Source organism: Streptomyces sp. NPDC046862 (genome assembly GCF_040704615.1).
In the GTDB taxonomy this organism is placed as follows: Bacteria; Actinomycetota; Actinomycetes; order Streptomycetales; family Streptomycetaceae; genus Streptomyces.
This window is the reverse complement of record NZ_JBEYXP010000014.1, coordinates 1-22,907: the sequence shown is the minus strand read 5'-3', so window position 1 is coordinate 22,907 and position 22,907 is coordinate 1. Positions and strand designations below refer to the sequence as shown.

The window sequence follows — 22,907 nt, the reverse complement described above, 5'->3', positions numbered from 1 at the left end:
CGCACCGCATGACGGCAGCGCACCGCATGACGGCGGCGCACCGCATGACGGCAGCGCACCGCAGACAGGGGGAGCGAGACCATGACCGAGCACACCCGACGACGTACCGTCCTGCGCGCCGCGGCCCTCGGAGCCGCCGCGGCCGGGGCCACAGCCGGCGCCCTGCCCGCTGCCGCCGCACAGCCCTCACTGTTCTCAGAGGCGGTCCGTGACGCCACCCCCGAGACCCCCGACCTCGTCCTCGACCCGCACGACCCCCGCTACCCCGCCCTCGCCGCGCGCGGCTACAACCGGCGGTTCACCGGCCACCCCCGGCGCATCCACCTGCCCACGACGACCGGCCAGGTCGTGCGCGCCGTCCAGGAGGCCGTACGCCGACGCGAACGTGTCGTCGCCCGCAGCGGCGGACACGGCTTCGAGGACTTCGTGGACAACGACGGCGTCCGCGTCGTCGTGGACCTGTCCCGGATGACGGCCGTCCGCCACGACGACGCCCGGAAGGCGTTCATGGTCGAGGCGGGCAGCACCCTCGGCGGGGCCTACCGGGCGCTGTACGTCGGCTGGGGCGTGACCCTGCCCGCCGGATGGTGCCCCGACGTGGGCCTGGGCGGTCACGTCCCCGGCGGCGGCTACGGCACGCTGTGCCGGCTGCACGGGCTGTCCGTCGACCGGCTGTACGCCGTCGAGGTGGTCGTCGTGGACCGGGAGGGCAGGGCCCGTGCGGTGGTCGCCACCCGCGAGGAGGACGACCCGAACCGGGACCTGTGGTGGGCCCACACCGGCGGTGGCGCCGGCAGTTTCGGGATCGTCACCCGCTTCTGGTTCCGTGACCTGCCCGAGCCGCCCGCCTCCGTGCTGTCCTTCCGCGTCGAGTGGCCCTGGAAGGGCATGGACCGCGACGCGTTCACCCGCTTCGTCGGCAACTACGGCACCTGGGCGGAGCGCAACTCGGCCGCAGGGGCGCCCGGCACCCGTCTCTACAGCGAGTTTATCCTGAGCCGCGAGGCCGCCGGCAACCACCTTCTCGTCGGTCAGGTCGCCGACACCGGTGCGGCCGCCCGTCGCCTCCTCGACGACCTGCTCTCCGCGCTCGGCCGGGGCGTCGGGACGCAGCCCTCGCTGGTCCGGACGCACACGCTGTCGTGGCTGACCGCGGCGTCCGTCGTCGGCAGCCCCGACGACCCGGGCCCGCTCTACCGGCTCGCCGTGAAGTCGGCGTACGCGAAACGGGGGCTGACCCGGGCCCAGATCCACGCGGTGCACCACCACCTCACCCGGACCGACTACGACTACCCCGCCGGGATCGTCAGCCTCAACACCTACGGCGGCCGGGTCAACGCCGTGCCCACGGACGCGACAGCGGTCGCCCACCGCGACTCCGTGCTCAAGCTCATGTTCCTGACCGGCTGGGAAGGGGCCGCCGACGACGACAAGCACCGCGGCTTCCTCCGCGAGCTCTACCGGGACGTGTACGCGGACACCGGCGGCGTCCCCGCCCGCACCGGCGCCTTCATCAACTACGCCGACGGCGATCTCGCCGACCCGCGCCACAACACCTCCGGCACGCCCTGGCACGCGCTCTACCACGGCGCCCACTACCCGGCGCTGCAGCGGGCGAAGGACCGCTGGGACCCGCGGAACGTCTTCCACCACCGGCTGTCCGTACGCCCCACCAGGCCCAGGCCCAGGCCCAGGCCCAGGCACTGACACGCACCCCACCAGGCCTGAGGCACCTCCCCTCACGCAACGCCCGGTCAGGTCTCCCGCAGCCTTCGGCCGATCTCCAGCTGCTGGGCGTCCAGGCCGCGGCCGTCCTTGATGTCCCACAGGCAGTTCTGCAGAACGCGGCCCAGCGTCCAGGCGCGGGCACGGGCGCGGTCCAGCGACAGCACGTCCGTCATCGCGTCGAAACGCCACAGCAGCTCGTCGGGGTCGAAGCGGTTGTCCAGGGCCGGCCAGAGGTCGAACCCCGGGTCGCCGGCGAGGGGCTTGGGGTCGATGGCGAGCCAGGGCGCGCGCTCGGAGGCGAGAACGTTCTCGAAGTGGAGGTCCCAGTGGAGCAGGCGGTCGCCGGGCTCGTCGAGGACCTCCCGTACGGCGGCGGCGCAGTCCTCGAGGAGGCGGCGGGCGTCCGGGTCCGCGACTCGCTCCAGGGCCCTGGGCGTCCTGTCGACCATGGCCGCCGCGATGTCGGCGAGCCGGCGCATGTCCTCGGGCGCCGGGAAGGAGGTCAGGTGGGCCAGCAGCCGGGCGATGACCAGGACCGCCTCGCGGGTGTCCGGCACGTGGGAGAGCATCCGGGCGGGGTCGAGCCGTTCGAGGAGCATCGTGCCGGTGGCGTCGTCGTGGTCGAGGAGCCGTACGGCCCCGTCGCCGTCCCACGCGCGCAGCGCGACCGGCTCGCCCACGCTCTCCTCGTCCAGCAACTGGAGCTTGAGGACGGCCGGGCTGCCGTCCGCGCGGACCACCGGCAGGACCAGGGCACTCACGCCGTACATCGACGGGCCGTCGACCCCCAGCTCCCAGCGGTCGAGGAAGTCCGCCGCCATCCGGGGCAGACCGGCGATGAACGCACGACCCGCCTCCCCGTTGAACTCGCTCTGTGACGCCGCCAGTTTCTCCGGGACCTCGATCATCCGGCCGACGATAGTGGCGGCTGCCGTACGAGGCACACGAATTACAGGCCGCAACCCCACGAATTACCGGCCGCAACCGTGGATTCCATGGACGCGCCACGGGGGAGACACCCGCCACCCCCACGGGCTAACGTCCCGCCTCATGAGCAGCAGAGCAGGCACGGGCGTCCCCGGCGGTGTCGTCAACGGCGGTGTCGTCAACGGAGGCATCTCCTTCTGGTACGCCGACGACGGGCTCCCCGAGCGCCGCGCGCCCCTGCCCGGGGACGCCACCGCCGACGTCGTGATCGTCGGCGGCGGCTACACGGGACTGTGGACGGCGTACTACCTCAAAAAGGCGGCGCCCTTCCTCCGCATCACCGTCCTTGAACAGAAGTTCTGCGGCTACGGCGCCTCCGGGCGCAACGGCGGCTGGCTCTACAACGGCGTCGCGGGCCGTGACCGGTACGCGAAACTGCACGGCCACGAGGCCGCCGTACGGCTCCAGCGCGCCATGAACGACACGGTCGACGAGGTCGTCGGGGCCGCCGAGGAGGAGGGGATCGACGCCGGGATCCACAAGGGCGGCGTCCTCGAAGTGGCCTGCACGCCCGCCCAGTTGGCCCGGCTGAAGGCCTTCCACGAGACGGAGCTGTCGTACGGCGAGAAGGACCGCGAGCTGTTCGGCGCCCGCGAGACCGCCGAGCGGATCCGTGTCGTCGACGCCGTCGGCGCGTCCTGGACCCCGCACGGGGCGCGCGTGCACCCGGTGAAACTGGTCAAGGGGCTGGCGGCCGCGGTGGAGGCCCTGGGCGTGACCGTCCACGAGTCGACGCCGGTCACCGAGATCCGCCCCAAGCACGCGGTCACGCCGTACGGCACGGTCCGCGCCCCCTACGTACTGCGCTGCACGGAGGGCTTCACGGCCGCGCTGAAGGGCGAGCGGCGCACCTGGCTGCCCATGAACTCCTCGATGATCGTGACCGAGCCGCTCACCGAGGCGCAGTGGGACACGGTCGGCTGGGCGGGCCGCGAGGCGCTCGGCGACATGGCGCACGCCTACATGTACGCCCAGCGCACCGCCGACGACCGCATCGCCCTCGGCGGCCGCGGTGTGCCGTACCGCTTCCGCTCGCGCACCGACAACGACGGCCGCACACAGGCGGAGACGATCACGGAGCTGTACGACATCCTCGTCCGCTTCTTCCCTTCCCTCACCGGCGTACAGGTGGACCACGCCTGGTCGGGCGTGCTCGGCGTCCCCCGGGACTGGTGCGCCACGGTGACCCTGGACCGCTCCACGGGCCTCGGCTGGGCGGGCGGTTACGTCGGCTCGGGCGTGGCCACCGCGAACCTGGCCGCCCGCACCCTGCGCGACCTCGTCCAGCAGGACTCCGGCCAGGCGGGCGCCACGGACCTGACGTCCCTGCCGTGGGTGGGCCACCGCGTCCGCAAGTGGGAGCCGGAACCTTTCCGCTGGCTGGGCGTCCACGGCCTGTACGCCGCCTACCGCGCCGCCGACCACCGCGAACTGACCACGCCCGGCACCGAGTCGTCCCGCCTGGCGCGGCTGGCGGACCGGGTGACGGGACGCCACTGAGAGCCGCCGACGCCCTTCGCCGCCGGCACCGGCAGCCTGTGGACGCGGGCGACGTGCCCCACGGCACCCGTGTGTGACACTGCGGCCATGATGCGCACCGCGACCCCCGCCGACGTCCCCGTCATCCACGCCATGGTCCGTGAACTCGCCGCGTACGAGAAGGCGCTGGAGGAGGCGCGGGCGAGCGAGGCGCAGCTCGCGGAGGCGTTGTTCGGGGAGCGGCCCGCCGCGTTCGCGCACATCGCGGAGGACGACGCCACGGGAGAGCCGGTGGGTTTCGCGCTGTGGTTCCTCAACTTCTCGACCTGGCGGGGCGTCCACGGCATCTACCTGGAGGACCTGTACGTACGGCCGCAGGCCCGGGGCGGCGGCCACGGCAAGGCGCTGCTCACCGAGCTCGCGAGGATCTGCGTGGAGCGCGGCTACGAGCGGCTGGAGTGGTCCGTGCTGGACTGGAACGAGCCGTCCATCGCCTTCTACCGAGCACTCGGAGCGCGCCCGCAGGACGAGTGGACGGTGTACCGGCTGGCGGACGACGCGCTGCGCACGCTCGGCTCGCGCGGCTGACACGGAGACGCCAGCCCACCCTGCGACCTCAGGCCTCAGGCCTCAGGCCTCAGGCATGCTTGAGGTCAAGCTCCTGAGGTCCGGGCGACCGCCGGCCCAGGGCCAGGGACACCGCCGCCAGCGCGCTGTTGAACGACACCTCCGACAGGACGCCGGGTGCCGCCACCTGGTCGCCCGCGAGGTAGACGCCGTCGCCGCGGTCGACGGAGGGTCGGTCGCGCCACGTGGTGCCGGGCGGGTCGACCGCGCCCGTACGGCCGTTGGCGGTGGCCTCGCGCCGCCAGGTGACCCGCTCGCGCCAGCCCTCGAAGGCGAGGTCCAGCAGGCGTTCTGCGCGGGTGACGGCGGCGGCCCTGGACTCGCGCGGGCCGATCGGGAACTGCCCCTGGATCAGCTGCTCTCCCGCCGGGGCGAGGGTGCGGTCCTGGGCGGTGAAGCGCTCCAGCCAGCCCGGCGCGTCCAGGTCGGACACGGCGAAGGCGTCACCGCGACGACTGCGCACGGCGACGTCGACGAGCGCGGTACGGCCGCTCGTCCAGGTCAGCGAGTCGTCCCTGAGCAGCCGCCGGGCCGCGTCGAGGGAGGTGGCGACGACGACCGGCCCCCGGCCCTCCGGGACCGAGTCGACACGGGCCAGCGTCTCGACACGGACACCGAGGTTCCACGCCCGGGCCGCCATCCGGTCCACGAGGCTCGCCCAGCCACCGCGCGGGTACTGCGCCTCCGGAGGGAGTTTGGCGGCCCGGCGCAGCCGCTCCTGGACGAAGGCGGCGGACAGCGAACCGGGATCGTGGTGGAAGATCGCGACGGCGGAGTAGTGGGCCGCGGCGCGGGCGGCCTCCTCGCCGGCCTGCTCGGTGGCCCAGGTCATGAAGTCGACGTCGACGGGCGCCTGGTGGGCCCTGCGGGGCGTGCGCCGACGGAGGAGCTTGAGCATCGCGAACGGCGGCGTACGGCGCAGCACACCCTTGTGGTGGAGCCTGAGCCGGGCTCCTTCCAGGGGCGGGATCGGGGCGAGCGGGCCGATGAGACCGCGCTGCCTGAGCCAGGTCCAGTGCGGACCGCCGTTGTAGAGCGCGTGCGGACCCTCGTTCGTCCGGTACGGCCCCTCGGCGGTCCGCGCACGGCCGCCGAGGGTGTGGTGGGCCTCGTACACGGTGACCTTGGCGCCCGCCTCGGCGGCGGTGATGGCCGCGGTGAGTCCGGCGACGCCGCCACCGATGACGGTGATGCGGTGCATGGCTGGAGGTCTCCCTACTGCTCCGGTTTTCTCGGGTCACCCCTACGACTCGTCGAGGACCCCGGAATGTGACATCCCGGCGGACTTTCCGGAGGAAGCGCAGCTCAGGCCGATTGTCAGTGATGGGGTGCAGCATGGTGGCATGGCAAGGAGAGCAACGGGCGGGACCGGCGGGTCGGGCGGGACAGGTTCCGGCGGGACCGGAGTGAAGCGTGCGCGGCGGCCCGAGGTGCGGTTGCCGCCCCTGGAGCCGTACGGCGGCGCGGGACTGGAGCCGGACGGGGACTACGACGGGCTGGAGTTCACGGAGGAGGACTTCGTCGCCCAGGACGGCGCGGGCGCCCGCTTCATGGACTGCGCGCTCAGGGGCTGCGCCCTGGACGAGACGCGGTTGCACCACGCCCGCGTGCTGGACTCCGTCCTCACCGGCATACGCGGCGTGGGCACCGACCTCGCCGAGTCGACCCTGCGGGACGTGGAGCTGGTCGACGCCCGGCTGGGCGGCGTGCAACTGCACGGCTCCGTCCTGGAGAGGGTCGTCGTCCGCGGCGGAAAGATCGACTACCTCAACCTCCGCAAGGCCCGCCTCAGGGACGTGGTCTTCGAGGACTGCGTCCTGGTGGAGCCGGACTTCGGGGGAGCCCGGCTGGAGCGCGTCGAGTTCGTGGACTGCGCGTTGAAGGGGGCCGACTTCAACGCGGCGGTCCTCACGGACGTGGACCTGAGGGCGGCTGCCCAGCTGGAGGTCGCGCGGGGGGTGGACCGGTTGGCGGGGGCGGTGATCAGTCCGGGGCAGCTGCTGGACCTGGCGCCGGTGCTGGCGGCGGAGATGGGGATCAGAGTGGAGGGGTGACGGCACCTCTCAGCCAGGGACAGTGACCCGCACTCAGCGAACCCTGGGAAACCGCGCCTCCAGCGTCCAGATCACCGAGTTCTCCCGCAGCCCGTCATGAAGGTCCGTGAGATCGGCGATCAGATCGTGCAGGAAGTCGCGGGCCTCACGGCGCAACTCGGCGTGGGAGAACGTCAGGGGCGGCTCGGCCGGCGGCAGCCACTCCGCCTCGATGTCCACCCACCCGAAGCGCCGCTCGAAGAGCATCCGGTCCGTGGACTCGGTGAAGTCGAGCTCGGCCCGCTGGGGCCCCGCGGCCCGGCTGCCGCGCGGGTCCTCGTCGATCCGCTCGGCGATGTCGCACAGCGCCCACGCGAAGTCGAGCACCGGCACCCATCCCCAGGCTGTGGACAACTCCCGGTCCTCCTTCGTGTCCGCGAGGTACACGTCCCCGCAGAACAGGTCGTGCCGCAGGGCGTACACGTCGGCACGCCGGTAGTCGGTCTGCGGCGGGTCCGGGAAGCGGTTGGAGAGGGCGTAGCCGATGTCGAGCACGAGGCGATGGTGTCATGTCCCCATAGGATCGGCGCCATGTCCCGATCCGCACCGGTGGTCCCCGCCACGGCCGTCGTCAGGGCCGTGGTCAGGGCCGTCCCCAGGGCCGCCGCCCTGCTCGCGTTCGTGCTCACCCTGTCCGCGTGCGCCGGCTGCGACGCGGCGAAGAGCGGTGCCACCGGTCTACGGGACCCGTACTTCCCGAAGATGGGCAACGGCGGCTACGACGTCACGCACTACGGCCTGACCCTCGACTACGACCCCGACGGCAACCACCTGCGGGGCACCGCCGTCATCACCGCACGGGCCACACAGGACCTGGACGCCTTCGACCTGGACCTGAAGGGGCTGCACGTCAAGAGCGTCACCGTCGAGGGCACCAAGGCCCGTTGGGACCGTGCCGGGCAGGAACTGACCGTGCACCCGAAGGGGGACCTCGACAAGGGCGAGACGTTCCGGACGACCGTGCGCTACTCGGGCTCGCCCGGGACGATCACCGACCCGGACGGCTCCGAGGAGGGATGGCTGCGGACCGGCGACGGCGCGCTCGCGCTGGGCGAACCGACGGGTTCGATGGCCTGGTACCCCGGCAACCACCACCCGTCCGACAAGGCGACGTACGACCTGGCCGTCACCGTCCCCGAGGGACTGCAGGCCGTCTCCAACGGCGAGTTGAAGAACGAGTCGACGCGGAAGGGCCACACCACCTTCGCCTGGCACACCGCCGAACCGATGGCGAGCTACGTGACGACGCTGGCGATCGGCACCTACCGGACTGAAGCGTCGACCACGGACGGCGGGCTGCCCGTGTACGTCGCCGTGGACCCGTCGCAGGCCAAGCCGAGCCGGAAGGTGCTGGCGAAGATCCCCGAGGTCATGACCTGGGCGGAGGAGACCTTCGGGCCGTACCCGTTCTCCTCCACCGGAGCGATCGTCGACCGCCCCGACGACGCCGAGTACGCGCTGGAGACCCAGAACCGCCCCGTCTTCCCCGGCGCCCCCGACACCGAGACCCTCGTCCACGAACTGGCCCACCAGTGGTACGGCAACTCCGTGACCCCGAGGACCTGGCGGGACATGTGGCTCAACGAGGGCTTCGCCACCTATGCCGAGTGGCTGTGGCAGGAGGAGCACGGCGGCGAGACGGCCCAGGAGATCTTCGACGCGCTGTACGACGGCGACTACTACCAGGACCGCACCGACGACGAGGACATCTGGTCCTTCCCGCCCGGCAAGCCCTCCGGTGCCGCGCACATCTCCGACAGCCCGGTCTACGAGCGCGGCGCCATGGTCCTCCACAAGATCCGCCAGAAGGTCGGCGACGACACCTTCCGCGAACTCCTGCGCGGCTGGGCCACCGCGCACCGCCACGCCAACGCGGACACCGACGAGTTCACGGCGTACGTCGAGAAGCTGGCCCCGGACGAGGACTTCGACGGGATCTGGGACGAGTGGCTGTACGGGGAGGGAAAGCCGGCGAAGCCCTGAGGCCGACCGTTGTCGGACTGCGTGTCCGAGAGAACGTCAGCTCGGGTCGATCGCCGCTTCGGCCGCCGTCTTGATCCGGGCGCCGAAGCTGTCGGCATCCTTGCGGGCGGCGGCGAGCGCCAGGCCGACGAGGAGCTTGCCGAGGCCGTGGCCGTCCAGAACGTTGAAGATACGGACCCGGGTTCCGCGGTCGGCCAGCGGCTCCAGGTCGTAGCCGCCTTCGCGGGCCGTCACGCTGTTCTTCGACACCTCGGCCCACCGGATCCTCACCGGGGCCTCGAGGTCGGTGATGCGGAACTCCCTGGCCGTCTTCATCCCGGCGTCCTTGACCGTGCTGCGGAAGACCGTACCCACGGTGGTCGGGGCGTCGGGAACCCGCTCGATCCTGAGCACGCGGGGGCTGAACTGCGGATCGTTGCGTCCGTCGGCCAGGTAGTCGAACACCGCCTCGACAGGTCGATCGACCTCGATCGTCGCTTCAAACTGTCCTGACATGAACACACCTCAATCGCTTGAGTCGTAGCGGCAGCACGACGCTATGGGACGCCTGGGCATCCCGCGAGGCGAACGGCGTGCCGACGAAGGCGCTCAACGGATGCGATCACGACTCGGAGGGGCGAGGCTGGTGTGTGTGGCACCGCCGCGCTGCCTGCCCCGTGGCGGGGTGAATCGGCGCCCCACGGGGTGAATCGGCGCTCCACGGTCAGGCCGTGCGCGAGCCCTCGGCATCTCTCTCAGCCACGTGCCCATCCCCCAGAGCCCACGGAGATCGTCATGACCGCACCCTCTGGTGCCCCCGTTCTGGAGCCCGCGTCCCGGCAGTTCGTGGATGACACGGCCCAGCCGCCGTTCCTGTACGAACTGGGGCCCGAAAAGGCCCGCCAGGTGCTGGACGAGCTCCAGGCGGAACCGATCGAGAAGCTCGACGCCGACTCGGAGTGGATCACCGTTCCCGCCGAGGTCGGCGATGTACGGGTCCGCATCGTCCGGCCGCGGGGCTCCGCGTCGCCCCTCCCCGTGGTTCTCTACATGCACGGTGGCGGCTGGATTCTGGGCAACGCCGACACCCATGACCGACTGGTGCGCGAGCTCGCGGAGGGGGCGCGGGCCGCGGTCGTGTTCGTCGAGTACACCCGCTCTCCCGAAGCGCACTACCCGGTGGCGGTCGAGCAGGGCTACGCCACCGCTCAGTGGGTCGTCCGGGAAGGTGCTGCCCATGGCCTCGATCCGGACCGCATGGCGGTGGCGGGCGACTCGGTCGGCGGAAACCTGACGGCCGCCCTCGCCCTGATGGCCAAGGAGCGCGGCGACGTCCGCTTCGTGCATCAGTCCATGTACTACCCGGTCACCGACGCGGGAATGAACACCAAGTCCTACGCCGACTTCGCCAGCGGCTACTTCCTCACCGCCAAGGCCATGGAGTGGTTCTGGGACGCCTACGTGCCCGACCACGCGCAGCGCGGCGAGATCACCGTCTCTCCTCTGAAGGCCACCCTCGATCAGCTCGCCGGCCTGCCGCCGGCCTTCGTCCTCGTCGACGAGGCGGATGTCCTGCGCGACGAGGGCGAGGCGTACGCGGCCAAGCTCCGTGCCGCGGGCGTCGACATCACCACGGTCCGTTACGACGGCATCACCCACGACTTCATGATGCTCAACCCGCTCAGCGCCACCCGCGCCACCCGTGCGGCCGTTGCCCAGGCGGTCGCGGTGCTGCGCGACGCCCTGGGCACCAACGCCAGCGACGCGGCTTAGAGGTCCGACAGAAGCGGCTCAGGGGCCTGACAAAGTCACGCGGACACGCGGAAGGCCCCCGCCCGGTTGTCCTGTCCGGAGTCGGGGGCCCTCAACCGCCGTGGATGGCTCGGCCGTTCACGCTGGAACCGAGCCGTTCACGGTCTGACTGACCGACTGACTCAGACGTTCACGCCGAAGTCCTGGGCGATGCCCACGAGGCCCGAGGCGTAGCCCTGGCCGACCGCGCGGAACTTCCACTCCGCGCCGTTGCGGTACAGCTCGCCGAAGACCATCGCCGTCTCCGTGGCCGCGTCCTCCGACAGGTCGTAGCGGGCGATCTCGGCGCCGCCGGCCTGGTTGACGATGCGGATGTAGGCGTTACGGACCTGGCCGAAGTTCTGCGAGCGGTTCTCCGCGTCGTAGATGGAGACCGGGAAGACGATCTTGTCGACGTCGGCCGGGAGGCCCGCCAGGTTGACGTTGATCGCCTCGTCGTCGCCGGCGCCTTCACCCGTGCGGTTGTCACCCGTGTGGACGATGGTCTGGTCCGGGGTCTGCTTGTTGTTGAAGAAGACGAAGTGGGCGTCCGAGTAGACCTTGCCCTGCGTGTTGACCGCGATCGCGGACGCGTCGAGGTCGAAGTCCGTGCCGGTGGTGGTGCGGACGTCCCAGCCGAGGCCCACGGTGACGGCGGTCAGGCCCGGAGCCTCCTTGGTGAGCGAGACGTTGCCACCCTTGGACAGGCTTACAGCCATTGTTGGGAGTCCCTTCCCTCGTTGCGGTACGGCAGAAAGCTACAGCTACCCCTAGGAACGGCGAGAGGGGTACGCAAGGTTCCAGGTCTCTTTACTTTCTTTGCCGAACACCCGGTGAACTCCGCTGAACGTTATTCGCGTGACGCGTGCCGGTCAGTCGCGCGACCATGGACGGCATGTCCGGTCCCTATCTCATCCGCGGCTCCGTCTCGCTCCCCGAGGCTGAGCTCCTGTGGCGTTTCTCGCGGTCGAGCGGGCCCGGCGGACAGCATGTGAACACGAGCGACTCGGCCGTGGAGTTGCGCTTCGACCTCGCGAAGACCGAGGCCCTGCCCGAGGTGTGGAAGGCGCGGGCCCTTGAGCGGCTCGCCTCCCGTCTCGTCGACGGGGTCGTGAGCGTCCGCGCCTCCGAGCACCGCTCCCAGTGGCGCAACCGTGAGGCGGCGGCCGTCCGGCTGGCGGCGCTCCTCGCCGAGGCCACCGCGCCCCCGCCGAGGCCGCGCAGGGCGACCCGCATACCCCGCGGCATCAACGAGCGTCGCCTGCGCGAGAAGAAGCAGCGCTCGGACACCAAGCGCGGAAGATCCGGGCGCGACTGGACGTGACGTCCCACGAGGGAACACCGGCCCGGTCACCAACCCCAGCCCGGCCACCTAGGACAGCTCCAGCACCCCCACGATCTCTCCCTCGCTCGTCTCCCCGTTGGGGCGGAAACCGAGCCCCAGATAGAAGTCCTCGGGGCCGTGGGGGCCGGTGTGCCAGGTGACGTGGAGCTCCTTGCCGCCCCGGCGCCGGATCTCGGCGGCCACCGACTCGACGGCGAACCGGCCGTAGCCCCGGCCCTGCTCCCCGGCCGCGATGTTCAGGCGCCACAGCCCGGAGCGGAAGAGCGTGCCGTCCTGCCTCCAGTCGATGTCGAAGAACGCCATGAGGAACCCGACGGGCCGCTCGCCGTCGACGATCAGGCGGGGCCAGGCGACGCCGGCGGGGTGCGCGTACGCCTCGGCGAGGGACTTCGTCACCGGGGCGACCGCGAATTCCTGTTCCGGGCGCACCCGTATGCCGGTGGCGTCCTCGAAATTCCGCGGGGTGATCTCTTCGAGGCGGAGCGCGGACGTCGTCGTCATGCGCGCACCCTAGGCACGCGGATCACCGAGGGGCGAGGGAATTCCGCCTCGAAGAGATCACCCCAACTGCCGGTACCGGCCCCGGAAGTACGCCAGCGGCCCCCCGTCACCGCCCGGTACCGCCGCCGTCAGGACGCGGCCGATCACGAGGGTGTGGTCGCCGGCCGCGACGCGCTGTTCGGTGCGGCACTCCAGGGTCGCCAGGGCGCCGGCCACGAGGGGTGCCCCGGAGACCTCGCCGCGGTCGTACGGGAGGTCCGCGAAGAGGAGGCGGTCGCTGACGCGGCCCTTCATGGCGAAGCGGCCCGCGATCTGGCGTTGGTTGCCCGAGAGCAGGGCGACGGCCCACAGAGGCTGTTCGGCGAGCAGGTCGTCCATCCGGGAGCCCTCACGGAGGCTGACCATGACCAGGGGCGGGTCCAGGGACACGGACATGAAGGACGTCGCCGTCATGCCGACGTCCTCGCCGCGCGGCCCCTCGGGGTCCGGCTGGGGCTCGTGCGCGGTCACCAGGACCACACCCGAGGCCAGACGGGACATGGCGGCACGGAACTCGTCTTCGGTCACCCCCTCAGCATGCCCGGCGAGGGTGGACAGGGTGGGGGCAGGGGAGGTCTTCGGCACACCCGGACGCTAGCTTCCGACAGGTGTGCGCCACATCCGACCAGAGTCCGGAGCCGGTCCTAGGACCTCCGGCGGAGGGGCGGACCGGGGGGCGGACCGAGGGGCGCGCTCCGCGCGGACACATTCGCTCACAGCCCCCGCACAGAACCCTGAAATCTGTTCAGTAAACGCATCGCGAAAACGCAGAACCACCACTCAATTGTTCACGTTTTGCTGTGACTTGAGTCACAGGTGCCCTTTTTTGTTGACCCTGTGTACCGAGTGAGCAGCGCGCTGTGATTCAGTGGCGGGGACGCTTACCAGTAGTACGCACGAGTAGTACGCCGACCAGCACGCCGAAGACAACCCTGGAGTTGCTGCGAGACCTCGGGGGGAGGGCGAATGGAGACCGACACAGACTCGGAGCCGTATGTCCGGCTCAGGACTCTGCGGCAGCTGCACCAGGTCATGGCGGACATGAACACCGCGCGCAGCCTGGCCGACACCCTGCAGACCGTCGCCGACGGCATCGTCACCGGGCTCGGCTACGAGCTGGCCTGCGTCAACCTCGTGCGCCCCGACGGCGACCTGGTCGTCGCCGCGCTCGCCGGCAACTCCGCGGCCGAGGCGCTGATCACCGGCCGCGTCGGCTCCCGCGCCTCCTGGGACCGCCGCCTCGCCATGGGTGAGGCCTGGGGCGACCTGCGGTTCATACCGCACACCGAGGGCTGGATACTCGACGACGACGACGTGCCCCAGTGGTTCACCGACGGCCCAGCGCCCCGCTTCGAGGACGAGTGGCACCCCTCCGACCGCCTGTTCGCGCCGATGTACACCCCGGGCGCCCCCGGCACCTCCTGCGGTGAGCTGCTCGGCGTGATCTCCGTGGACCGTCCGCGCAACGGCCGCCGCCCCGGCGCCTGGGGGCGTGAGGCGCTCCAGATGTACGCCTTCCAGGCCGCCATCGCGATCAGTAACGCCCGGCTGCGGGCCAACATGCAGCGCGCACTGGTCAGGCTCGAAAGGGAGCAGCAGGCCCTGCGCGCGAGTGAGGAATCCTTCCGGCAGGCGTTCGAGTACGCGCCGTCCGGCATGGCCATCGCTGAGATGGGCGGCGACGAGCACGGCCGGATCCTGCGCACCAACGACGCCCTGTGCCGGCTCCTCGGCCGCCCCGCGTCCGCGATGCGCCGCTACTCGTTCGCCGACCTCGTCCACCCCGAGGACATCGGCACCCTGCTGCGGACCTCCGCCGAGGGTGGACGCGCGGAGCTGCGGCTCGGGCGCCGCGACGGGACGTACGTCTGGGTGTCCCTGCGCAACTCCGTGGTCGCCGACGCCACCGACGGGCCCCGCTTCCTGCTCACCCACGTCGAGGACATCGAGGAGCGCAAGCGCCGCGAGCTCCAGCTCGCCCACCGCGCCTCGCACGACTCGCTCACCGGCCTGCCGAACTCCGCCGAGCTGCGCTCCCGCCTGTCCGCCCGCCTCTGCCAGCGCCCGCAGTCGTCGCCAGCCGACGCGGTGGACGCGATGGACGCGGCGTTCGACCCCTTCGACCAGTTCGACCGGTTCGGCGAGGGCCACCCCTCGGGATACGACGCGAACGGCCACGCTTTCGCGTTCGGCACCACTCCCGGCTCCGGCTCCGGACCCGGTTCCGGTTCCGGTTCCGGGGCGTACGACGCCTTCGACCACCACGTGCACACCGTCGCCCCCGAGGGCGAGCGCGACGACGGCACCAAGGGGCTCGCGGTGCTCTTCTGCGACCTCGACGGATTCAAGTCGATCAACGACCGCTTCGGGCACAACGCGGGCGACGCCGTCCTCATCGAGGTGGCCCGCCGCCTCGGCCGCGCCGTGCGCGACGGGGACACGGTCGCCCGGCTCGGCGGCGACGAGTTCGTGGTCCTCGCCGACGGACTCGGCCGGGCCGACGCCCAGGACCTCGCCGTACGGCTGCGCAACGAGATCATCCAGCCGATCCGCGTCGACGGCCGCGCCATGCGGGTCGGCGCCAGCTTCGGCATCGGCTGGGCCCACTGCGGCATGACGGCCGACGAGGTGCTGAAATCCGCGGACGAGCGGATGTACGTCGAGAAACGATCTCGTCCCAGACAGCACCGGCGTGCTGGGTGAATCACGGGTGGATTCCCCGTGCACTCCCCCTGCACTCCGGGTGCACAGCCCCTTCCCGCAGGTCAGCAGCATGATCCCGGGGATGACGGACGGCATGATCGGCGAGATGATGCGACCGGAGTCACCCGTTTGGGCCAGCTGGAGCGGGTAGGCTCGCCATTCACGCATGTACTCACGCATGTACCGCCATCTGTACCGCACCGCTGAGGAGATCTTGGGATGACGCCCGGCAACAACGGCGCGAGCACGCCCGAGGACGACGACCCGTTCGGCTATCTGTACGCCGATGGTCAGGCCCGGGGCGCCCAGCCGCCGTCGGGGGGCTACGGCTATCCGAACTCGGTCAACAGGGTGCGGCCGGTCGGTGAGCGCCAGTACGGCCAGCAGGCCGCCCAGGCTCCGCAGCAGTCCGGCCAGACGGCCGCGTACGGCCAGGTGCCGCAGCAGGGGGCCCACGGCCAGCCGAACGCGCACTACCAGGCGCCCGAAACCGTCCCCGGCGGCGCCACCACGACCCGCACCCCCGCCTACAGCGACGGCGGGGGCGGCCGGGGCCGCGGCCCCAACACCAAGGGCCTCCTCATCGGCGCGATCGCCGTGGTCGCCGCCGTGGTGATCGGCATCAGCGTGGCCATGCTGCTCGGCGGCAACGACGACAAGGACGCCGGCGGCAACACCGGCGCGTCCTCCCAGCCGTCGGCCTCCGAGAGCGCCGAACCCAGCAAGCCGTCCTCCCAGAAGCCCGGCAACGACGCCGATCTCCCGAAGGTCGACGCGAAGGCGCTGCAGCTCGCGGGCGGAACCACCACCGCCTCCGACGTCTCCGGCGCGAAGGCGGACGGCGGCGTGTACGTGACCGGGTTCAACACGGCCGGCGCGTCCGCGACGTGGAACGTGAACGGCATCCCGAAGAAGGGCGGCTACCGGCTCTACGTCAACTACGGCGTGCCCGGCAAGGACGCCGACGCCACGCTCTCGGTCAACGGCACGGCCCAGACCCGCCCGCTCAACCTGGGCAACTTCGCGAAGGCCCCCGAGGGCGACTACGAGAAGGGCTGGACCGAGACCTGGGCGAACGTCCAGCTGAACAAGGGCACCAACACCCTCAAGATCTCCTGCGAGCAGGGCAACCAGTGCGACTTCAACCTGGACCAGGTGTACCTGGTGAAGGGCTGAGCCTCACGCTGAGCCTCACGGCGGGGTGACCGGCGCTCAGGCCCCGCCGGCCTCTCCGGTCACCCGCACCTGCCGCACCAGTTCCTCGTACAGCGCCCGGTCGAACTCGCCGGCCACGGGTGCCAGGACCGTCGCGGTCGACAGGGCCGTGGCCCGCGCCAGCCGGTCGGGCCACGGCAGGCGTTCCATGAGCCCCGACAACAGCCCCGCGACCACCGAGTCGCCCGCGCCGGTCGGATTGCCGCGTAGGCGGCGGGGCGGCGTCGCCCGCCAGTGGCCGTCGGCGGTGTGGGCCAGCAGCCCCTCTGCGCCCAGGGAGGCGACCACCGTGTGCGCGCCGCGGCGGCGGGCGTCCCTGGCGGCCCGGGACGGCTCGTGGGAGCCGGTGAGCTCGGCGAGTTCCTCGGCGTTCGGCTTCACCAGGTCCGGGCGGGCGGCGACACCCCGGCGGAGGGGCTCGCCGCTCGTGTCGAGGAGCACGGGCACGTTCGCCGCGCGCGCGGTCCGGATCAGACCCGCGTACGCGCCCACGGGCACTCCCTGCGGCAGGCTGCCGCACAACGCCACCGCCGACGCGTCGGCCAGCAGATCCTCGTACGCCTCCTGGAAGGCGGCCCACTCGCCGGGCGTGATGGCCGGGCCCGGCTCGTTGAGCTGAGTCGTGTCACCTGTCGCGTCGACCACGGCCACGGTGCGGCGCGTCGTGCCCTCCACGGGGACGAGTGCGTCGACGACTCCCGCGGTGTGCGCGAGTTGCTCCCGCAGGGCGCGTCCCGTCGTGCCGCCGACGAAGCCCGTTACGGTCGTCTCGTGGCCGAGGGCCGCGAGGACGCGGGCCACGTTCAGGCCCTTGCCGCCGGGGCGTTCCGTCACCTCGGTCACCCGGTGCGTGGTGTGGGGTGTGAGGTCCCGTACGCGATAGGTGATGTCCAGAGCGGTGTTCAGCGTGACCGTGAGGATCACCCGTGCCGACCCTCCCCCCGGGCTCGATGGCGCGCTTCGCCGTTGCGGTCCTGATCATGCCAAAAGAGGGCCGGTCGGCCCAGCCCTGATGGTCGTTCACGAGGCGCGCCGCACGCACCGGCCTTCGGCTACCGCTGGGAGGTGCCCCCAAGGGGCTGAATTCGCTCGGGTAACCGCACGGCTTTCAGGGGCGCGGGGAACTGCGCGACCAGCCCCCACCCACCCGTACCCGACCAACTCGCCCGGAGACCCCACACGGGGGTCTGGGGGCGCAGCCCCCAGGGACAGGATGGGACGGGTAGGGGCGGCGGGGGCGAGGAAAAGCCGGCCGACGGCCGGTCAGGTGGCCCGGCCCCGGGGATCGACCACCCACTCACCCCGCCGCATCACACCCGTCAGCCCGAACTCCGCATCCAGGACCACCACATCCGCGTCCTTCCCGGCCTCCAGGGAACCCACCCGGTCGTACACCCCCAGCAACCGCGCCGGATTGGCGGAGATCGCGGCGACCACGTCCTCCACCGGCAGCCGATCCACCGTCACCGCCCGCCGGAACGCACGGTCCAGCGTGAGCGTCGAACCCGCGATCGAACCGCCCTCCACCAGCCGCGCCACACCCTCGCTCACGTCCACCTCCAGCGGCCCGAGCCGATACCGCCCGTCGCCGAACCCCGCCGCGTCCATCGCGTCCGTGATGAACGCCACCCGCGAACCCCCCGCATGGCGAAACGCCAGCTCCAGGGAGGCCGGGTGCAGATGGACACCGTCGTTGATCAGCTCGACCGTGACCCGCTCGTCCTCCAGGAGCGCCGCCACCGGCCCTGGCTCACGATGCCCGAGCTGCGGCATCGCGTTGAACAGATGGGTCGCCACGTTCGCCCCCGCGTCGATGGCCTCCACCGTCTGCTCGTACGACGCGTCCGTGTGCCCGATCGCCGCGATCACCCCCTGCTCCACCAGGAGCCGTACGGAGTCGATGCCGCCGGGGAGTTCCGTGGCAAGCGTGACCATCCGGGCCTGGCCGCGCGCCGCGTCGATCACCTTGCGGACCTCGGCCGGCTCCGGGTGGCGCAGCAGCCCCTCGGAGTGCGCGCCCTTGCGGCACGGCGAGATGAACGGGCCCTCGAAGTGGATGCCCGCGATCTCGCCCTGCTCGGCCAGCTCGGACAGCAGGCCCGCCCGCTGCGCGAGGAAGTCCGTGTCGACGGTGACGGTCGAGGCGACGAGGGTGGTGGTGCCGTGGAGGCGGTGGGTGTGGATGCCCTGGAGGATCTCCTCGGGCGACCCGGAGGTGAAGGACGCGCCGCCGCCACCGTGGTTGTGCATGTCGACGAAGCCGGGGACCAGCCAGTGGCCGGTGAGGTCGAGCACCTCGGCGCCCTCGGCCACCTCCTGCGTCCCGTCCGCGATCCGTGAGCCCTCGACGACCACGCGCCCGCCGTCCACGATCCCGGTCGGCAGGACCACCCGGGCGCCGGAGAGCACCGTGCGATGCGCTCCGCCGGAAGCGTGGTGGGAACGCCGCGGGCCGTCCGGGGCACGGTTTCGCCCCGGACTCTGCAGGTCCAGGTCCCGCTCACTGGCCGTGGCCATCAGGGGGTTACCTCCGAAGTCGTAGGAGTCGTAGGAGTCGTGGAAGTCGTGGAAGTCGTGGAAGTCGTAGGAGTCGTAGGAGTGGCGGTCAGCAGGTCCCAGGCCATGAGTCCCGCGCCCAGGCATCCGGCGGTGTCCCCGAGGGCCGCGGGGACGATGGAGGGCAGCTTCTGGAAGGTGACGCGGCGCCGCACGGCGGCCCGCAGCGGTGTGAACAAGGTTTCCCCGGCCTCGGCCAGCCCGCCACCGATGATGAGCGTGCGCGGGTCCAGCAGAGTGAGCGCGGTCACCAGCCCGTCGGCCAGCGCGTCCACCGCCCCCTGCCAGACCTCCTCGGCCCGCGGGTCACCCGACTCCACGGCCTTCGCGCAGTCCGCCGCGTCGGCCTCGGGGTCCCCGGTCGCCGCGGCCCATGCCTCGCTGACGGCTGCCGCCGACGCGTACCGCTCCAGACAGCCGCGCTGCCGGCACGGACACGGCGTGCCCCCGGGCCGTACGACGATGTGGCCGATCTCGCCCGCGAAGCCGTGCGCGCCCGCCTCGACCGCGCCGCCGATACCGATCGCGCCCGCGATCCCGGTGCCCAGCGGCACGAACAGGAAGCGGTCCGCACCGTGCCCCGCGCCGATGCGCCCCTCGGCGAGCCCGCCCGTGCGCACGTCGTGGCCGAGGGCGACGGGGACGCCGTCCAGCCGTTCGCTGAGCAGCGCGCGCAGCGGGATGTCGCGCCAGCCGAGGTTGGCCGCGTACACGGCCGTGCCGCGCTCGGCGTCGACGATGCCGGGGACGGCGACACCGGCGGCCGCCGCGGGCTCGCCGAAGCGGCGCTCGCCGTAGGCGCGCAGCTCGGACGCGAAGTCGAGGATCGACTCGACCACGGCGTCCGGGCCGCGCTCGCGTCCGGTCGCGCGGCGGGCCTGGTGCAGCAGGGGAGGCGTGGGGGGCGGCCCGCCGGGGGAGGCGGTGCCGTGGGCCCCCACGAGGGCGGCCTTCATCCCGGTGCCGCCCACGTCCAGGGCGATGACATGTCTCACGGAGAACAGTGTGGCCCTTGTACCCTGAAGAGGTCTAGTCCACTTACGTGGTGTAGACCTTGTGGCGAGGTTCGGGACGTACAGGCTTGAACAACGGCCTGCGATCCAGGCCGCGTACACGGCCTGGTTCGAGACGTTGGGAGTACTGACTGTGCATCTGCCTGCGCGTGGGCGGCGTACGACGGGTTGGCTCGCGGTGGTCTCCGCGCTGGGTATGACGGCGGCGGTCGCCGGCTGCGCGGGCCCTGCCACGGCGCAGGACGTCACACTGAGACTGGTGGCCGCCGAGTACGGCGACTCCCCGGCGAACAGTTCGAAGAAGTACTGGGACGCGCTCGTCGAGAAGTACGAGGCCGATCACCCGGACGTGAAGGTGAAGGTCAGCGTTTACTCGTGGAACGACGTCGACCGCAAGGTCAAGGAGATGGTCGCGGCGGGCGAGGCGCCCGACATGGCGCAGATCGGCGCGTACGCCGACTACGCCGCACGCGACCAGCTCTACGAGGCCGGCCAGTTGCTCTCCATCCCCGTGCAGGCCGACTTCCTGCCGCAGCTCAGCGACGCGGGCAAGGTGAGCCGGATCGCGTACGGGTTGCCGTTCGCCGCGTCCACGCGGGTGCTCTTCTACAACAAGGAGCTGTTCGCCGACGCGGGGATCACCAGCGCGCCGAAGACCTGGAGCGACCTCGCGGCCGACGCCGCCGCGCTGAAGGCCGACGGCGTCAAGACCCCGTACGCCCTGCCGCTGGGCCCCGAGGAGGCCCAGGCCGAGACCATGCAGTGGCTGCTGAGCGGCGGCGCCGGCTACACCGATGACATCGGCTCCTACCAGATCGACGCCGAAGCGAACATCGAGACCTTCGACTGGCTCAAGGACGAACTGGTCGACAAGGGCCTGACCGGCCCGACGGCACCCGGGAAGCTGAACCGCGCCGCCGCGTTCGCCGCGTTCACACGCGGTGAGGTCGGCATGCTCAACGGCCACCCGACCCTCATGAAGGCCGCCGCCGAGCGGGGCGTGAAGTTCGGCATGGTGCCCATGCCCGGCCGCGACGGCGCGGCCCGCTCCAACCTGGGCGTCGCCGACTGGATGATGGCCTTCAAGCAGAACGGCCACCGCGAGCAGATCGGCGAGTTCCTCGACTACGTCTACAGCCAGAAGAACGTGCTGGCCTTCTCCCGCGAGTACGACCTGCTCCCCGTCACCACGTCCGCCTCGCAGACCATGGCGGCCAGCAAGTCGGACTCCGCCCTCACCCCGTTCCTCGACGAACTCCCGCAGACCGAGCTGCCCCCCGTCGGCAAGACGTCCTGGGCCGAGGTCAGCGCCGCCGTCAAGAAGCGGATAGGCAAGGCGGTCTCGCCGAACGGGAACCCCAAGGCGGTGCTGGAGGAGTTGCAGCAGGTCGCGCAGTCGGCGGAGAACGCGGAGCAGTGACCCGGGCACCTCTCTCACGGCCCGGAGGTTGCCGTAGGCATCTAGTCGGGCACGGGCGGTGATCACGGGCGGTGCGCGGAGTGTCAGTGGCCAGGGCTACGGTTCTGGACATGGACGAGCTGAGCCCGCGTGAACTGGCGATCCTCGCCCTGGAGCGCCGCGGTTTCGCGGGCCCCGGGGCGAAGGAGCGGGCCATACGGGAGCAGCTGGGGCTGGCGCCGGTGCGCTACTACCAGCTGCTCAACGCGCTGCTCGACGACCGGAGGGCCCTGGAGCACGACCCGGTGACGGTGAACCGGCTGCGGAGGGTACGGGACGCGCGGCGGTCGGAGAGGTGAGAGTGCGCCCGCCTGTGCCTGGATAGGGTCACGGTCATGGGCACCCACACGGACTCCACGGAGCCAGAGGAACCTACGGACCCCCAGGGCTCCTTGCCGACGCCCGCGACCCCCGTCGGGCGGGACGCGCTGGACGCGATCCTCGCCCGCCCCGGCCGGGTCGTGGTGGCGCTGGACTTCGACGGGACGCTCGCGCCGATCGTGCCGAACCCGGAACAGGCCCGCGCCCACCCCGAGGCGGTCCCCGCGCTCGCGGCCCTCGCCCCGCGGATCGCCTCCGTGGCGGTGATCACGGGCCGCCCGGCCGGTGTGGCGGTCGAGTACGGGGGCTTCTCGGGCGTGGACGGTCTGGAGCACCTCGTCGTCCTCGGTCACTACGGGGCGGAGCGGTGGGACGCGGTCACCGGCACCGTCACGGCGCCGCCGCCCCACCCGGGTGTCGCCGCCGTCCGTGCCGAACTTCCCGCTGTCCTCGAGTCGGTCGGCGCCGGGACGGGGCAGGGCACGTGGATCGAGGAGAAGGGCCATGCCGTCGCGGTCCATACCCGTCGGGCCCCCGACCCCCAGGCGGCCTTCGACGCCCTCCGCGAGCCCCTCACCGACCTCGCCACGCGCCACGGTCTCGTGGTCGAACCCGGCCGCATGGTCCTCGAACTCCGGCCGCCGGGCATGGACAAGGGGGTCGCCTTGCGGGAGTACGTGCGCGAGATCGGCGCCGAAGCGGTGCTGTACGCCGGGGACGACCTCGGTGACCTCCCGGCCTTCGACGCGGTGGACGAACTCCGTGCTCAGGGCACGCCGGGGCTGCTGGTGTGCAGCGGCAGCAACGAGGTCACCGCGTTGGCTGAGCGGGCGGATCTGGTGGTGGACGGTCCGGGGGGTGTCGTACGGCTGCTGGGTGGGTTGGCGACGGCGATCGGCTCACCTGCGGCCTGAGAGGGACGGTTTGTTCTCGCCCCCGCCGCCCCTACCAGTCCCATCCCTGGGGGCTGCGCCCCCAGACCCCCGCTGCCGGCCTTGCGGCCTCGTCCTCAAACGCCGGACGGGCTGTATTTTTCAGCCCCTCCGGCGTTTGAGGAGCGGGGTCCGGGGCGGAGCCCCGGGGATGGG

22 protein-coding genes are annotated in these 22,907 nt (G+C 71.8%); 12 read left to right on the top strand and 10 right to left on the bottom strand.

The window, feature by feature from the left end; translation table 11 throughout:
• Positions 1-81 precede the first annotated feature (81 nt).
• On the top strand, positions 82-1,707 hold the full coding sequence (locus AB0959_RS17405) for an FAD-binding protein (RefSeq protein ID WP_366827268.1): 1,626 nt from the start codon (positions 82-84) through the stop codon (positions 1,705-1,707).
• A 47-nt stretch (positions 1,708-1,754) separates the two neighbouring features.
• Here the strand turns inward: AB0959_RS17405 and AB0959_RS17400 are convergent, their stop codons facing one another.
• Positions 1,755-2,636: an aminoglycoside phosphotransferase family protein gene (locus AB0959_RS17400; protein WP_366827267.1), complete on the bottom strand. Its 882-nt coding sequence runs from the start codon at positions 2,634-2,636 to the stop codon at positions 1,755-1,757.
• A gap of 142 nt (positions 2,637-2,778) precedes the next feature.
• Between AB0959_RS17400 and AB0959_RS17395 the strand changes: the two genes are divergently transcribed.
• Positions 2,779-4,215 carry an FAD-dependent oxidoreductase gene (locus tag AB0959_RS17395; protein WP_366827266.1) on the top strand — a complete coding sequence of 479 codons (1,437 nt, stop codon included), beginning with the start codon at positions 2,779-2,781 and terminating at the stop codon, positions 4,213-4,215.
• Positions 4,216-4,302: 87 nt separating this feature from the next.
• The gene (locus AB0959_RS17390) at positions 4,303-4,782 is read left to right on the top strand and encodes a GNAT family N-acetyltransferase (RefSeq protein ID WP_366827265.1); all 480 of its coding nucleotides are present in this window, start codon (positions 4,303-4,305) and stop codon (positions 4,780-4,782) included.
• A gap of 49 nt (positions 4,783-4,831) precedes the next feature.
• On the opposite strand, the gene AB0959_RS17385 is transcribed toward AB0959_RS17390, so the two are convergent.
• Positions 4,832-6,022, bottom strand: a complete 1,191-nt coding sequence (locus tag AB0959_RS17385; RefSeq protein ID WP_366827264.1) for an FAD-dependent oxidoreductase — start codon at positions 6,020-6,022, stop codon at positions 4,832-4,834.
• 142 nt (positions 6,023-6,164) lie between these two features.
• Here AB0959_RS17385 and AB0959_RS17380 point away from each other — a divergent pair, with 142 nt between their 5' ends.
• Positions 6,165-6,875, top strand: coding sequence for a pentapeptide repeat-containing protein (locus AB0959_RS17380; RefSeq protein ID WP_366827263.1), 711 nt, complete (start codon positions 6,165-6,167; stop codon positions 6,873-6,875).
• 33 nt (positions 6,876-6,908) lie between these two features.
• Here AB0959_RS17380 and AB0959_RS17375 read toward each other — a convergent pair whose 3' ends face one another.
• Positions 6,909-7,409 (bottom strand): hypothetical protein, encoded by a 501-nt coding sequence (locus AB0959_RS17375; RefSeq protein WP_366827262.1) that lies wholly within the window; start codon positions 7,407-7,409, stop codon positions 6,909-6,911.
• 36 nt (positions 7,410-7,445) lie between these two features.
• On the opposite strand from AB0959_RS17375, the gene AB0959_RS17370 reads away from it, so the two are divergent.
• The gene (locus AB0959_RS17370) at positions 7,446-8,897 is read left to right on the top strand and encodes a M1 family metallopeptidase (protein ID WP_366827261.1); all 1,452 of its coding nucleotides are present in this window, start codon (positions 7,446-7,448) and stop codon (positions 8,895-8,897) included.
• 36 nt (positions 8,898-8,933) lie between these two features.
• Here the strand turns inward: AB0959_RS17370 and AB0959_RS17365 are convergent, their stop codons facing one another.
• Positions 8,934-9,392 carry an SRPBCC family protein gene (locus tag AB0959_RS17365; RefSeq protein ID WP_366827260.1) on the bottom strand — a complete coding sequence of 153 codons (459 nt, stop codon included), beginning with the start codon at positions 9,390-9,392 and terminating at the stop codon, positions 8,934-8,936.
• A gap of 279 nt (positions 9,393-9,671) precedes the next feature.
• On the opposite strand from AB0959_RS17365, the gene AB0959_RS17360 reads away from it, so the two are divergent.
• Positions 9,672-10,649: an alpha/beta hydrolase gene (locus tag AB0959_RS17360; RefSeq protein WP_366827259.1), complete on the top strand. Its 978-nt coding sequence runs from the start codon at positions 9,672-9,674 to the stop codon at positions 10,647-10,649.
• A gap of 161 nt (positions 10,650-10,810) precedes the next feature.
• Here AB0959_RS17360 and AB0959_RS17355 read toward each other — a convergent pair whose 3' ends face one another.
• The gene (locus AB0959_RS17355; RefSeq protein WP_093721561.1) at positions 10,811-11,386 is read right to left on the bottom strand and encodes a TerD family protein; all 576 of its coding nucleotides are present in this window, start codon (positions 11,384-11,386) and stop codon (positions 10,811-10,813) included.
• A 167-nt stretch (positions 11,387-11,553) separates the two neighbouring features.
• Between AB0959_RS17355 and arfB the strand changes: the two genes are divergently transcribed.
• Complete coding sequence (arfB, locus tag AB0959_RS17350; protein ID WP_366827424.1) at positions 11,554-11,991, top strand: alternative ribosome rescue aminoacyl-tRNA hydrolase ArfB; 438 nt, start codon at positions 11,554-11,556, stop codon at positions 11,989-11,991.
• A 48-nt stretch (positions 11,992-12,039) separates the two neighbouring features.
• On the opposite strand, the gene AB0959_RS17345 is transcribed toward arfB, so the two are convergent.
• Both AB0959_RS17345 and AB0959_RS17340 read right to left on the bottom strand, forming a co-directional pair.
• Positions 12,040-12,513, bottom strand: a complete 474-nt coding sequence (locus AB0959_RS17345) for a GNAT family N-acetyltransferase (protein WP_366827258.1) — start codon at positions 12,511-12,513, stop codon at positions 12,040-12,042.
• Between the two features lie 57 nt (positions 12,514-12,570).
• Entirely contained in the window at positions 12,571-13,137 is a 567-nt protein-coding gene (locus AB0959_RS17340) for a flavin reductase family protein (RefSeq protein WP_366827257.1), read from the bottom strand.
• 381 nt (positions 13,138-13,518) lie between these two features.
• Between AB0959_RS17340 and cdgB the strand changes: the two genes are divergently transcribed.
• Both cdgB and AB0959_RS17330 read left to right on the top strand, forming a co-directional pair.
• Positions 13,519-15,255, top strand: coding sequence for a diguanylate cyclase CdgB (cdgB, locus tag AB0959_RS17335; RefSeq protein ID WP_366827256.1), 1,737 nt, complete (start codon positions 13,519-13,521; stop codon positions 15,253-15,255).
• 219 nt (positions 15,256-15,474) lie between these two features.
• Entirely contained in the window at positions 15,475-16,431 is a 957-nt protein-coding gene (locus AB0959_RS17330; protein ID WP_366827255.1) for a CBM35 domain-containing protein, read from the top strand.
• Between the two features lie 36 nt (positions 16,432-16,467).
• On the opposite strand, the gene AB0959_RS17325 is transcribed toward AB0959_RS17330, so the two are convergent.
• The 3 genes from AB0959_RS17325 to AB0959_RS17315 form a co-directional block, all read right to left on the bottom strand.
• A complete protein-coding gene (locus AB0959_RS17325) occupies positions 16,468-17,394 on the bottom strand; it encodes a 1-phosphofructokinase family hexose kinase (RefSeq protein WP_366827254.1) in 927 nt (308 codons plus the stop codon).
• A gap of 339 nt (positions 17,395-17,733) precedes the next feature.
• Positions 17,734-18,879, bottom strand: a complete 1,146-nt coding sequence (nagA, locus tag AB0959_RS17320) for an N-acetylglucosamine-6-phosphate deacetylase (protein WP_366827423.1) — start codon at positions 18,877-18,879, stop codon at positions 17,734-17,736.
• Between the two features lie 107 nt (positions 18,880-18,986).
• Positions 18,987-20,021 carry an ROK family protein gene (locus AB0959_RS17315; protein ID WP_366827253.1) on the bottom strand — a complete coding sequence of 345 codons (1,035 nt, stop codon included), beginning with the start codon at positions 20,019-20,021 and terminating at the stop codon, positions 18,987-18,989.
• Positions 20,022-20,235: 214 nt separating this feature from the next.
• Here AB0959_RS17315 and AB0959_RS17310 point away from each other — a divergent pair, with 214 nt between their 5' ends.
• The 3 genes from AB0959_RS17310 to otsB all read left to right on the top strand — a co-directional run bounded on the left by AB0959_RS17310 (position 20,236) and on the right by otsB (position 22,733).
• On the top strand, positions 20,236-21,459 hold the full coding sequence (locus AB0959_RS17310) for an extracellular solute-binding protein (RefSeq protein WP_366827422.1): 1,224 nt from the start codon (positions 20,236-20,238) through the stop codon (positions 21,457-21,459).
• A 110-nt stretch (positions 21,460-21,569) separates the two neighbouring features.
• Complete coding sequence (locus AB0959_RS17305) at positions 21,570-21,797, top strand: DUF3263 domain-containing protein (RefSeq protein ID WP_366827252.1); 228 nt, start codon at positions 21,570-21,572, stop codon at positions 21,795-21,797.
• Positions 21,798-21,833: 36 nt separating this feature from the next.
• Entirely contained in the window at positions 21,834-22,733 is a 900-nt protein-coding gene (gene otsB / locus AB0959_RS17300; protein WP_366827251.1) for a trehalose-phosphatase, read from the top strand.
• The last annotated feature ends 174 nt before the right edge of the window (positions 22,734-22,907 follow it).

Bases quoted from the DNA above. Each gene is read 5' to 3' on its own strand.
- AB0959_RS17405 (WP_366827268.1), top strand. From the start codon at position 82: ATGACCGAGCACACCCGACGACGTACCGTCCTGCGCGCCGCGGCCCTC.
- AB0959_RS17400 (WP_366827267.1), bottom strand. From the start codon at position 2,636: ATGATCGAGGTCCCGGAGAAACTGGCGGCGTCACAGAGCGAGTTCAAC.
- AB0959_RS17395 (WP_366827266.1), top strand. From the start codon at position 2,779: ATGAGCAGCAGAGCAGGCACGGGCGTCCCCGGCGGTGTCGTCAACGGC.
- AB0959_RS17390 (WP_366827265.1), top strand. From the start codon at position 4,303: ATGATGCGCACCGCGACCCCCGCCGACGTCCCCGTCATCCACGCCATG.
- AB0959_RS17385 (WP_366827264.1), bottom strand. From the start codon at position 6,022: ATGCACCGCATCACCGTCATCGGTGGCGGCGTCGCCGGACTCACCGCG.
- AB0959_RS17380 (WP_366827263.1), top strand. From the start codon at position 6,165: ATGGCAAGGAGAGCAACGGGCGGGACCGGCGGGTCGGGCGGGACAGGT.
- AB0959_RS17370 (WP_366827261.1), top strand. From the start codon at position 7,446: ATGTCCCGATCCGCACCGGTGGTCCCCGCCACGGCCGTCGTCAGGGCC.
- AB0959_RS17365 (WP_366827260.1), bottom strand. From the start codon at position 9,392: ATGTCAGGACAGTTTGAAGCGACGATCGAGGTCGATCGACCTGTCGAG.
- AB0959_RS17360 (WP_366827259.1), top strand. From the start codon at position 9,672: ATGACCGCACCCTCTGGTGCCCCCGTTCTGGAGCCCGCGTCCCGGCAG.
- AB0959_RS17355 (WP_093721561.1), bottom strand. From the start codon at position 11,386: ATGGCTGTAAGCCTGTCCAAGGGTGGCAACGTCTCGCTCACCAAGGAG.
- arfB (WP_366827424.1), top strand. From the start codon at position 11,554: ATGGACGGCATGTCCGGTCCCTATCTCATCCGCGGCTCCGTCTCGCTC.
- AB0959_RS17345 (WP_366827258.1), bottom strand. From the start codon at position 12,513: ATGACGACGACGTCCGCGCTCCGCCTCGAAGAGATCACCCCGCGGAAT.
- cdgB (WP_366827256.1), top strand. From the start codon at position 13,519: ATGGAGACCGACACAGACTCGGAGCCGTATGTCCGGCTCAGGACTCTG.
- AB0959_RS17330 (WP_366827255.1), top strand. From the start codon at position 15,475: ATGACGCCCGGCAACAACGGCGCGAGCACGCCCGAGGACGACGACCCG.
- AB0959_RS17310 (WP_366827422.1), top strand. From the start codon at position 20,236: ATGACGGCGGCGGTCGCCGGCTGCGCGGGCCCTGCCACGGCGCAGGAC.
- AB0959_RS17305 (WP_366827252.1), top strand. From the start codon at position 21,570: ATGGACGAGCTGAGCCCGCGTGAACTGGCGATCCTCGCCCTGGAGCGC.
- otsB (WP_366827251.1), top strand. From the start codon at position 21,834: ATGGGCACCCACACGGACTCCACGGAGCCAGAGGAACCTACGGACCCC.